General features: G+C 76.2%; 9 protein-coding genes. 7 read left to right on the top strand and 2 right to left on the bottom strand.

Annotated elements, in window-relative coordinates; translation table 11 throughout:
- From CBZ_RS21115 to CBZ_RS17585, 4 genes are all read left to right on the top strand, one after another.
- The coding region (locus tag CBZ_RS21115) for a class III extradiol ring-cleavage dioxygenase family protein (protein WP_218022812.1) at window positions 1–428 on the top strand (428 nt) is incomplete at its 5' end.
- On the top strand, window positions 425–1,387 hold the full coding sequence (gene miaA, locus CBZ_RS17575) for a tRNA (adenosine(37)-N6)-dimethylallyltransferase MiaA (RefSeq protein ID WP_130782773.1): 963 nt from the start codon (window positions 425–427) through the stop codon (window positions 1,385–1,387). The genes CBZ_RS21115 and miaA, both read left to right, overlap by 4 nt.
- The gene (dapF, locus tag CBZ_RS17580; RefSeq protein WP_130782774.1) at window positions 1,384–2,421 is read left to right on the top strand and encodes a diaminopimelate epimerase; all 1,038 of its coding nucleotides are present in this window, start codon (window positions 1,384–1,386) and stop codon (window positions 2,419–2,421) included. Before miaA ends, dapF begins: the two co-directional genes overlap by 4 nt.
- A complete protein-coding gene (locus CBZ_RS17585; protein ID WP_246013515.1) occupies window positions 2,418–2,756 on the top strand; it encodes a thioredoxin family protein in 339 nt (112 codons plus the stop codon). Before dapF ends, CBZ_RS17585 begins: the two co-directional genes overlap by 4 nt.
- Before the next feature lie 42 nt (window positions 2,757–2,798).
- Here the strand turns inward: CBZ_RS17585 and CBZ_RS17590 are convergent, their stop codons facing one another.
- A complete protein-coding gene (locus CBZ_RS17590) occupies window positions 2,799–3,410 on the bottom strand; it encodes a class I SAM-dependent methyltransferase (RefSeq protein ID WP_130782775.1) in 612 nt (203 codons plus the stop codon).
- A 132-nt stretch (window positions 3,411–3,542) separates the two neighbouring features.
- Between CBZ_RS17590 and hflX the strand changes: the two genes are divergently transcribed.
- From hflX to CBZ_RS17605, 3 genes are all read left to right on the top strand, one after another.
- Window positions 3,543–5,066 (top strand): GTPase HflX, encoded by a 1,524-nt coding sequence (hflX, locus tag CBZ_RS17595; RefSeq protein WP_130782776.1) that lies wholly within the window; start codon window positions 3,543–3,545, stop codon window positions 5,064–5,066.
- Window positions 5,067–5,128: 62 nt separating this feature from the next.
- A complete protein-coding gene (locus tag CBZ_RS17600) occupies window positions 5,129–7,270 on the top strand; it encodes an ATP-dependent DNA helicase (protein ID WP_130782777.1) in 2,142 nt (713 codons plus the stop codon).
- Between the two features lie 99 nt (window positions 7,271–7,369).
- Window positions 7,370–8,371 carry an L-lactate dehydrogenase gene (locus CBZ_RS17605; RefSeq protein ID WP_130782778.1) on the top strand — a complete coding sequence of 334 codons (1,002 nt, stop codon included), beginning with the start codon at window positions 7,370–7,372 and terminating at the stop codon, window positions 8,369–8,371.
- A gap of 154 nt (window positions 8,372–8,525) precedes the next feature.
- On the opposite strand, the gene CBZ_RS17610 is transcribed toward CBZ_RS17605, so the two are convergent.
- Window positions 8,526–8,801: a DUF7218 family protein gene (locus CBZ_RS17610; RefSeq protein WP_130782779.1), complete on the bottom strand. Its 276-nt coding sequence runs from the start codon at window positions 8,799–8,801 to the stop codon at window positions 8,526–8,528.
- Between the last annotated feature and the right edge of the window lie 159 nt (window positions 8,802–8,960).

An 8,960-nucleotide genomic window follows, 5' to 3' on the forward strand; every position in this document is an offset into this window, starting at 1 on the left:
CGCGAGCGCAGGAGCTCGCGGCGCGCGGTGCCCGGGCGGTCGCGGAGGCCGCCGGCCGGTCCGCGCGGACCTCCGGGCAGGACGACGACCTCGTCGCGCTCGTCGTCGTCGGGTCGGGCAGCGGACGGCACGGCCCCGACGCCCCGCTCGCCGACGACGACCGTGCGCCCGCGCTCGACGCGGCGCTCGCGGCCGACCTCGCCGACGGCGGCGCGGCCGCCCGGGACCGGCTCGCCTCGCTCGACCCCGTCCTGGCCGCCGAGCTCGCCGTCTCCGGCTGGGGCCCGTGGCAGGTGCTGCTGGGGGCGCTCGCCGGGGTGCCGGTGCGCGCGAAGGTCCTCGCGGTCGACACGACGACGGGCGCCCACCACCTCGTCGCGCTGTGGGAGTCCGACGCCGCCCCGCGCCCCGGGACGGCCGTCGCATGACGCTCGTCGTGGCCGTCGTCGGCCCGACCGCGACCGGCAAGTCCGACCTCGGGATCGCGCTCGCGCAGGCCCTCGACGGCGAGGTCGTCAACACTGACGCCATGCAGCTGTACCGCGGCATGGACATCGGCAGCGCGAAGGTGCCGGTCGCCGAGCGTCACGGCGTGCCCCACCACCTGCTCGACGTGCTCGACCCGCACGAGGACGCCACGGTCGCCGACTATCAGGAGCGGGCACGCGCGGCCCTCGACGACGTCGCGGCACGCGGCCGTCGGGCAGTCGCCGTCGGCGGCTCCGGGCTGTACGTGCGGGCGCTGCTCGACCACATGGACTTCCCGGGCACGGATCCCGACCTGCGCGCACGGCTGGAGCAGCGGGTCGAGGACGAGGGGTCGCGCGCGCTGCACGCCGAGCTCGCGGCCGTCGACCCGGTGGCCGCGGAGGGCATCGGCCCGCGCAACGCCCGCCGGGTCGTCCGGGCCCTGGAGGTCATCGCGCTCACCGGCCGCCCGTACTCGTCGTCGCTGCCGCAGCACGTGTACGAGGTGCCCGCCGTGCAGATCGGGCTCGACTGCGACCGCCCGACGCTCGACGCGCGCGTGGAGGGCCGCGTGGACCGGATGTGGTCGCACGGGCTGGTCGAGGAGGTCGCCGGGCTCGTCGCGCAGGGACCCGGGCTGGGACGCACGGCGTCGCGGGCCGTGGGGTACGCCGAGGTGCTCGCGATGCTGCGCGGCGAGCTCACGCCCGACGAGGCGCGGGCCTCGACGGCCGCGGGCACGCGCCGGCTGGCCCGCAAGCAGATGGGCTGGTTCGGGCGCGACCCGCGGGTGCACTGGCTCGACGCGCAGGACCCCGACCTCGTCGCGCGCGCGCTCGACCTCGTGGCGCGCGCCGACGCCGGCACCCTCGGACCGGCCACGGACGACCCGGCACCCCGCCGTAGTCTGGGGTCATGACGTCCGTCCCGGCCCCCGCCGCCGCCCCCGCCCCAGCGACCGTCGCGCCGACGGTCGCTGCCGGGCTCCCGGTGACCAAGGGGCACGGCACGCAGAACGACTTCGTGCTGCTCGACGACCGGGACGGCGCGCTCGACCTCACGCCCGCGCTCGTGCGCGACCTCGCCGACCGGCGCGCGGGCCTCGGCGGCGACGGCGTGATCCGGCTCGTCGCGAGCAGCCGACTGCCGGAGGGCGCCGCGGTGCTCGCCGAGGACCCGGCCGCCACGTGGTTCATGGACTACCGCAACGCCGACGGCTCCGTCGCCGAGATGTGCGGGAACGGCGTGCGCGTGTTCGCCGCGTTCGCGCAGCGCCTCGGGCTGTGGGACGCCGCCGACGGCGCACTCGTGCTCGGCACGCGCGCCGGGGTGCGCCGCGTCCGCCCCGTGCCCGTCCCGGCGGGGATCGACGACGCCGCCTGGTTCGCCGTCGACATGGGCCGCTGGACGATCCCCGGTGGCGACGACGCCGTCCGCGACGGGTTCGACGCGCAGGTCGCCGTGACCGGCCTCGACGACGTGCGGCCCGCGCTGCGCGTCGACGTCGGCAACCCGCACACGGTGCTCGCCCTGACCGGCCCCGACGAGCTCGTCGCCGCCGACCTGACGCGGGCCCCGCAGGTCCGGCCCGTGCCGCCGCACGGCACCAACGTCGAGCTGGTCGTCCCGCTCGCCGAGCAGCAGGGCGACGACGGCGCGCTCGTCGGCCGCGTCGCGATGCGCGTGCACGAGCGCGGCGTCGGCGAGACGCGCTCGTGCGGGACGGGTGCGTGCGCGGCGGCGCTCGCGGTGCGCACCTGGGCCGGCGCGGGCGCACCCGACGTCTGGCTCGTCGACGTGCCGGGCGGGACCGTTCGCGTGACCGCGCTGCCCGACGGGCACGTGGAGCTCGCGGGGCCGGCCGTCCTGGTGGCGACCGCGACGGTCGACCTCGCGGCGGTCGCGGCCGGTGCCTCCGCGGGCGCCTCCGACGCTGCGGCGGGCCGCCCGTGACCGTGGCGACCGCCACGACCCTCACGGCCGACGACCTGGGCGTGCCGCTCGGTCGCCGGGCGACCGTCGTGCAGTTCTCGAGCACCTTCTGTGTGCCCTGCCGGCGCACGCGTCAGGTCGTCGAGCACGCGGTGCGCGACCGGGACGACGTCCGGCACGTCGACCTCGACGTCGCCGACCACCTCGCGCTCGGCGAGCGGCTCGCGGTCGAGTCGACGCCGACAGTCCTCGTCCTCGACTCGGCGGGCGTCGTCCGGCGTCGCGCGGCGGGCGTCCCGACGCTCGCGCAGGTCCGGGCCGCCCTGGCCGAGGCCGGGGCACCACCGACCGCCTGACGCCTGCCCGCGGGACTCGGCCCCGGTCGGGTCGCACGCCCGTCAGGCGTCGCGGACCTGCAGGACGCGGAACCCCTTGGCGCTCGCGGTCCGTTCGACGACCGTCGCAGGGCCGAGCTCGTCGGCGAGCCACCGCTGCAGGGAGTCCGCGCCCAGGTTCTTCCCGACGACGAGGTGCGCGTCGCCGCCCGGCGCCCGGCGCGGCAGCCAGCGGCGCAGCAGCGCGTGCAGGGGCTCCTTGCCGATGCGGATCGGCGGGTTCGAGCGGATCGTCGTGAACCGCACGTCGGCGGGCACGTCGTCGGGCAGGGCGGCGGTCACGTGGTCCAGACCGAGGGCGGCGGCGTTGCGACGGACCAGGTCGAGCGCGCGCTCGTTGACGTCGACCGCCCACACGCGCGCCTCAGGCGACGCGAGCGCGAGCGCGATCGTGACCGGTCCCCACCCGCACCCGAGGTCCAGCAGGTCACCCGCAGGTGGGGGCGGGGGTGCGGTGCGCAGCAGGACCTGCGTGCCGAGGTCGACGTGGTCGGGGGAGAAGACGCCGCCCGCCGTCTGCACCTCGACGCGTCGCCCGGCGAGCTCGACGGTCAGCGTGCGCAGCTCCACGGGGGACGCGGGCTGCGCGGTGAAGTAGTGGTCGTGCCCGCTCACGGCCCCGACCCTACCCGGGTGGTGCGGGGGGCCTTCGCCGGTCGGGCGCGGGGACGCTCGGCCGGCAGCGAAATGCGTCGCCGTCCGCGGGGCCGCGTGCGACCCTGGAGGGACCGGACGGAGAGGAACCGCGTGAACGACCCGCAGCACACCACCCACGAGCCCGAGGTGCACGAGCAGCCTCGATCCGTGCAGGACGTCGCCGACGACGTCGTGGCGCGCGTGCTCGCCCGGGCAGGCACCGCGCTGCAGGACGGCGGGACCGTCCACTCGGCCTACGACGGCGACCAGCTCGACCTCGAGGAGCGCACGTCGCTGCGCCGGGTCGGCGGGCTGTCCACCGAGCTCGAGGACGTCACCGAGGTCGAGTACCGCCAGCTGCGGCTCGAGCGCGTCGTCCTCGTCGGCGTCTGGGGCACCGGCACCGCGGAGGACGCCGAGATCTCGCTGCGCGAGCTCGCCGCGCTCGCGGAGACCGCCGGGTCGCAGGTGCTCGACGGCGTCATCCAGCGCCGCCGCACGCCCGACCCCGGGACGTACCTCGGGTCCGGCAAGGCCGCCGAGCTCGCGATGCTCGTCGCCGCCGTCGGTGCCGACACCGTCGTCGTCGACGGCGAGCTCGCCCCGTCGCAGCGCCGCGCGCTCGAGGACATCGTGCGCGTCAAGGTCGTCGACCGGACCGCGCTGATCCTCGACATCTTCGCGCAGCACGCCAAGTCCCGTGAGGGCAAGGCGCAGGTCGAGCTCGCGCAGCTCGAGTACCTGCTGCCACGCCTGCGCGGCTGGGGCGAGTCGATGTCCCGGCAGGCCGGTGGGCAGGTCGGTGGCGCGGGGGCCGGCATGGGCTCACGCGGTCCGGGCGAGACGAAGATCGAGCTCGACCGGCGCCGCATCCGCAACCGCATGGCCAAGCTGCGGCGCGAGATCGCCGCGATGGAGCCCGCACGCGTCACCAAGCGTGCGTCCCGTCGTCGCAACGCCATCCCGTCGGTCGCGATCGCCGGGTACACCAACGCGGGCAAGTCGTCGCTGCTCAACCGCCTGACCAACGCGGGCGTGCTCGTCGAGAACGCGCTGTTCGCGACGCTCGACCCGACGGTCCGCCGCGCCGAGACGACCGACGGCCGCGTCTACACGCTCGCGGACACGGTCGGCTTCGTCCGCGCGCTGCCGCACCAGCTCGTGGAGGCGTTCCGCTCGACGCTCGAGGAGGTCGCCGACGCGGACCTCATCCTGCACGTCGTCGACGCGTCCCACCCGGACCCCGAGGGTCAGATCGCCGCCGTCCGGCACGTCTTCGCGGACATCCCCGGCGCGATGGACGTCCCGGAGATCATCGTCCTCAACAAGGCCGACCGGGCGTCGGACGAGGCCATCGCGCGGCTGCGCTCGCGCGAGGTGCACTCCGTCGTCGTCTCGGCCCACACGGGCGAGGGCATCGCGGAGCTCCAGGCGCTCGTCGCCGACCAGCTGCCCCGGCCCGGGGTGGCCGTCGACGTCGTCGTGCCGTACGACCGGGGCGACCTGGTCAGCCGCGTGCACGAGCACGGCGACATCGACCACGAGGAGCACACGGCCGACGGCACCGCCCTGCGGGCCCGCGTCGACGAGGCGCTCGCGGCCGAGCTCGAGGCGGCGGCCGTCGCGCGTGCCTGACGCACGGCCCGGCCTGTCGACGACGGGCCGGGCCGGTCCGCCGACGCCACTAGGCTGACGCGGTGCCAGCAGCGGACCCCTCGGTCGACGACCTCCTCGACCTGGCGGTCGGGGCGCTCGGCGGCGCCCGTCGCGACGGTCAGCACCGCATGGCGACGGCCGTGACGCAGTCCCTGGAGTCGGGCGAGCACCTGCTCGTGCAGGCGGGTACCGGCACCGGCAAGTCGCTCGGCTACCTCGTGCCCGCGGTCCGGCACGCCGTGCTCGCGGACGAGCGTGTCGTCGTGTCGACCGCGACGCTCGCCCTGCAGCGCCAGGTCATCACGCGCGACCTGCCGCTCGTGGCGGACGCGCTCGCCCCGCGGCTGCCGCGCGAGCCCCGGGTGGCGCTGCTCAAGGGCTGGCACAACTACCTGTGCCTGCACAAGGTCCAGGGCGGCTACCCGGAGGACGAGCCCGGCACGCTGTTCGACCTGGGCGGCGAGCACGCGGGTGCGGCCGACCACCCCGCACCGGCCGGCGCCGGCAGGCGGGAGGGCGGCGAGTCGCTCGGCGAGCAGGTCGTGCGCCTGCGCGAGTGGGCCGACGAGACCACGACGGGCGACCGCGACGACCTCGTGCCGGGCGTCACCGACCGCGCGTGGCGGCAGGTGTCCGTCACGTCGCTCGAGTGCCTCGGGTCGCGCTGCCCCCTGGTCGACGAGTGCTTCCCCGAACGCGCCCGCGCGGCCGCCCGGGAGGCCGATGTCGTCGTGACGAACCACGCGATGCTCGGCATCGCCGCCTCCGGCTCGCCGGGCGTCCTGCCCGAGCACGAGGTGCTCGTCGTCGACGAGGCGCACGAGCTCACCGACCGCGTCACGGCGCAGGCCACCTCCGACCTGTCGCTCGCGACCGTCGAGCACGCCGCCCGGCTCGCGCGCCGCCACGGCGGGATCCCGACGACCGACCTCGACGCCGCCGGCCAGGCCCTCGCCGCGGTCCTCGTCGAGCTGCCCGAGGGGCGGTTCCCCGACGGCCTCCCCGACGGCCCGCGCACGGCGGTCGCGGCGGTCAGGGACGCCTCGCGCACGCTGCTCAGCGCCCTCAAGCCCGACACCGTCGCCGGGAAGCAGGCGCCGCCGGACGGCGGGCTCAAGATGGCGGCCTCGGCGATGCTCGCCCTGTTCGAGGTCGCCGACAGGATGGCCGCCGACCCCGAGGACAACCGGCACACCGTCCTGTGGTGCGCGCGCTCGGAGGACCGTCGTGGGGCGACCCTCACACGGCTGCACGCGGCGCCCCTGGCCGTCAACGGGCTCATCCGCACCCACCTGCTGGGCGGCCGGACCGGGATCCTCACGTCCGCGACGCTCTCGCTCGGCGGCTCGTTCGACCCGCTCGCCCGCTCGCTGGGACTCGAGGTCCGGGCCGACGCCGAGGCGGTCGGTCCGACGTCGATCGCGTCCGCCGACCCGCGGGGGAGCGGCGACGACGCCGTCGGGGACGAGGCCACCGGCACCGCGGCCCCGACCGATGCCGTGCCGACCAGCCTCACCTGGCACGGCCTCGACGTCGGCAGCCCGTTCGACTACGCCCGGCAGGGCATCCTCTACGTCGCGCGCCGCCTGCCGCCCCCGGGCCGCGAGCCCGCGACCGACGCACAGCTCGACGAGATCGAGACGCTCGTCCGCGCCGCCGGAGGGCGGACGCTGGGGCTGTTCTCGTCGCGGCGCGCGGCCACCGCGGCAGCGCTCGCGATGCGCGAACGGCTCGACGTGCCCGTCCTGCTGCAGGGCGACGACCAGCTGCCCACTCTCGTCGCCCGGTTCGCCGCCGACGAGCCCACGTGCCTGTTCGGGACGCTGTCCCTGTGGCAGGGCGTCGACGTGCCCGGGCCCGCGTGCCGGCTCGTCCTCATCGACCGCATCCCGTTCCCGCGCCCCGACGACCCGGTGCGCTCCGCGCGCGCCGAGGCGGTCGCGTCCGCCGGTGGCAACGGCTTCATGTCGGTCTCGGCGACGCATGCCGCCCTCCTGCTCGCCCAGGGCGCGGGACGGCTCGTCCGGACCCTGGACGACCGGGGCGTCGTCGCCGTGCTCGACCCGCGGCTCGTCACCGCGCGGTACGGCGAGTACCTCGCGCGGTCGCTGCCGGGCTTCTGGCGGACCACCGAGCGCGACGTCGCCGTGTCCGCGCTGCAACGGCTCGCGACGTCCGACTAGCCTCGGAGCAGCGCCGACGTGGGGCGCCGGACCCGTCCGGCCCCTCACGCGCACCCCGGCCGACCGATCGGACGGCCGCACCACGACGCAGGAGGACCGATGACCGAGCTCCCCGACATCGACGACGCCGGGCAGGTCCCGGTCACCCCGCGACGCCGCACCTCGAAGCTCGCGATCGTCGGTGCCGGCGCCGTCGGCTCGACGATGGCGTACGCCGCCCTCATGCGGGGCGCGGCCCGCAGCGTCGCGCTCTTCGACATCAACACGGCCAAGGTCGAGGCGGAGGCGCTCGACCTCGGGCACGGCATCCAGTTCATGCCCATGGCCGAGGTCGTCGGCTCGGACGACATCGCGGTCTGCGCCGACGCCGACGTCGTCATGTTCACGGCCGGCGCGAAGCAGAAGCCTGGCCAGTCCCGGATCGACCTCGCCGAGGCCACGATCTCGCTCGTGCGCAAGGTCCTGCCCTCGGTCGTCGAGGTCGCCCCGAACGCGGTCTACGTCATGGTCACCAACCCGGTCGACGTCGTGACCTACGCCGCCCTGAAGATCTCCGGCCTGCCGCCCTCGCAGCTGTTCGGCTCGGGGACCGTGCTCGACTCCTCGCGCCTGCGCTACCTGCTCGCGCGTGAGACGGGCGTCGCCGTGCAGAACGTGCACGCCTACGTCGCGGGCGAGCACGGCGACAGCGAGCTCCCCCTGTGGAGTTCCGCGAGCATCGGCGCGGTGCCGCTCCTCGAGTGGAACGGGCTCGGGGGCCAGGGCGCGCTGACCGCCGAGGTGCGCGAGCGCATCGCGCACGAGGTCGTCGACTCCGCCTACCGGATCATCGAGGGCAAGGGGGCGACGAACTACGCCGTCGCCCTCGCCGGGTCGCGGATCATCGAGGCCGTCCTCAACGACGAGCAGCGGATCCTGCCGGTGTCGTCCCTGCTCGACGACTACTACGGCATCTCCGACGTGTGCCTGTCGGTCCCCGCGGTCGTGGGCGCGAGCGGCGTCGGCGAGCGTCTCGCCGTGCCGATGTCGACCGACGAGCTCGCCGGGATGCGGCGGTCGGCCGAGGCCGTGCGATCGGTCGCGCGGACGTTCGGGTTCTGACCGGGCGGCGTCCGCGGCCCGCGCTCGACGGGCTGCGGACGCCGGTCCCCGACGTCCTGCGTCCCGCGGGAGCGTCGGCTGGGGCGTGACGGCCGGGATCGGCGCACCAGCCCGCTGCCCGACGGGCCTTGGCCCCCGCCCCGGGCGACCGCGGTCAGTGGTCGCGCAGCGCGCTGATGAGCTCCGACTTGCGCATCGACGACCGGCCGTCGATGCCGACCTCCGCCGCCTTCTTGCGCAGGTCCTCGACCGTCCAGTCCTCGTAGTCGCCCGAGCGTCCGCCCTTGCGCGAGACGGCCGAGCGTGAGGAGCCCGCGGCCGCGTTGGCGATGCGCGCGGACTTCTCCTTGCTGTTCCCCTCGTCGCGGAGCTTCTCGTAGAGCTCGGCGTCCTTGACGCTGGGGCCAGGGTCCCGCATCCGTCCGGGCATGGTCGTCTCCTCCTCGCGCCGCAGGGCGCCGTCCCGACCCCGCCCGACCAGCGTGCCGTCCGCGCGCCGGCGGCGCACGCGGACCCGCGGGACCGGCCCGCGCGGACACCGGCCGCGTGGCCCGCGCGCCGCCGGGTCAGAGGCGGCGCAGGTCGGAGG

Source organism: Cellulomonas biazotea, from assembly GCF_004306155.1.
GTDB classification, from domain to species: Bacteria; Actinomycetota; Actinomycetes; order Actinomycetales; family Cellulomonadaceae; genus Cellulomonas; species Cellulomonas biazotea.